At 45.1% G+C, this 1857-nt stretch carries 3 protein-coding genes; all 3 read left to right on the top strand.

From position 1 onward, the window contains the following. Positions 1-234: hypothetical protein (locus tag A3756_RS08640; RefSeq protein ID WP_156490375.1), on the top strand; the 234-nt coding region annotated here is incomplete at its 5' end. 84 nt (positions 235-318) lie between these two features. Then, a complete protein-coding gene (gene lptE, locus A3756_RS08645) occupies positions 319-864 on the top strand; it encodes an LPS assembly lipoprotein LptE (RefSeq protein WP_068506692.1) in 546 nt (181 codons plus the stop codon). 2 nt (positions 865-866) lie between these two features. Further along, a partial coding sequence (gene holA / locus A3756_RS08650) for a DNA polymerase III subunit delta (protein ID WP_068553339.1) occupies positions 867-1857 on the top strand: 991 nt, incomplete at its 3' end.

Here is a 1857-nt window from a genome sequence, read left to right on the forward strand (position 1 = left end):
GGCGCGGGCTGGCCAAGTGTTGACGAGAGCGCCTTGGTTAAGGCTTCGCAAACGATCGTTATTCAGGTGAATGGTAAAGTAAGGTCCAAGCTTGACGTGCCTGCTGATATCAGCAAAGAAGCAATGGAACAAACTGCTTTGGATGATGAAAACGTTAAACGCTTTACAGATGACAAGACCGTTCGTAAAGTAATCGTTGTACCTGGAAAGCTGGTTAATATCGTTGCGAACTAGGCAACGATAGACCTGTTCTTTCCTCCTTAATATCGCCCCTCGCTTAAAGCTTCGGGGCGATTATTATTTCAGTGAGAGCCTTATATGCCACGTAATAAACTTTTGATCATCGTAATGATCATGCTTTTTAGTTTGCTGTCGGCATGCGGTTTCCAGCTTCGTGGTTATTCTGAACATGACGCTCCTAAGGGCTTTTCCAGTATAAAACTCGACTGCCCAACCACTCGTGCTTGGCAGCTTTGCCAAACACTACGCCAAAAGTTGATGCTGAATAATATTAGCTTTGATGACAATGCTCAGTATCGGCTAGCTATCTCCCCTATCGAGCAAGAGTCTCGTACCTTGTCGCTGCAAAGCAATGCTTCAACCGCTGAATATGGGCTGAGCTCTAAAGTAAGTTATCAATTAGTTCTTCAAGAGAGCGAAGAAGTACTCGCTGAACAGGAAATCGTCGTTCGTAATAGCTATCGCCACCAGTCCTCTGCACTATTATCAAAAGAGCGCGAGCGCAGTGAGCTACAGTCTGAACTTAGCCAGCGCATTGCTTCAGAAATATTCCGCCAGATAGATGTCGTAAATAAACAAACGCTAACTACCAGCGATTCCGGCAGTAACGAGGGCTCTGAGTAAGTATGCGCATCAAAGCTGAGCAACTTGAGAATGAGCTGAAAAAAAAGCTCTTACCGCTTTATTTGGTAACCGGTGACGAGCCACTATTGGTTCAAGAAGCTTTGGACAGCATTCGTCTGAACTGCAAAAAACAAGGCTTTGATGAGCGAAAGATTCTGGAAGTTGACCGCAAGTTCGATTGGACCAGCTTAAACGAAGAAGCTAACACTCTGTCTTTATTTGCAGAAAAGACACTAACTGAACTTCGACTTGGAAAATCTAAACCCGGTACCCCCGGTGCAAAAGCCTTTCAACAATATTGCGATAATTTGCCAGAAGATAAGATTTTACTGATCTGCGCCGATAAACTCGATGCTTCCACACTTAAAAGCAAGTGGTGTAGCCGACTTGATCAGACTGGTGCCATCATTCAAATATGGCCAATCAATCTACACGAGATGCCGCGTTGGATAGCTCAACGAGCCAATAAAATGGGCTTGAACTTAGCTCGTGACGCCGTTTCACTTTTGTCTGATAGATTAGAAGGCAACTTACTCGCTGCACAACAGGAGCTTGAGAAGCTTAAGCTTCTTCACCCTGACAGCAGTGTCGAAATTTCTACTGAAGATGTGTTGGAAAGTGTTTCAGATGCTTCTCGCTACGATGTCTTTAACCTTACCGACGCCTGTTTGACCGGAAAGGCCAAGCAAAGCGCAAAAATCATCTCCCACCTTCGCCTTGAAGGCGTAGAAGTCACCTTTGTCTTGTGGGCTTTAAGTAAAGAGATTCGCTTACTACTGAATTTGTCTCATGCCCTGAGCAAAGGTCAGCCATTGCCGGCATTATTCAAACAACATCGTATCATTCAAAAACGCCAGGCAGGTCTGTCTGCCGCCGCACAAAAGCACAGCCCTCAAAAGCTATTGGGCCTTTTAGATCAGTGTAAGAAAGTCGATGACCTGATCAAAGGTGTCGAAAAGGGCATTTCCCCTTGGGACGTGTTGACTGATATTA

The sequence above is a fragment of the Oleiphilus sp. HI0086 genome, from assembly GCF_001635225.1.

What these genes read in the sequence shown, in the direction of transcription:
- lptE (WP_068506692.1), top strand. Translation starts at nt 319, where the DNA reads ATGCCACGTAATAAACTTTTGATCATCGTAATGATCATGCTTTTTAGT.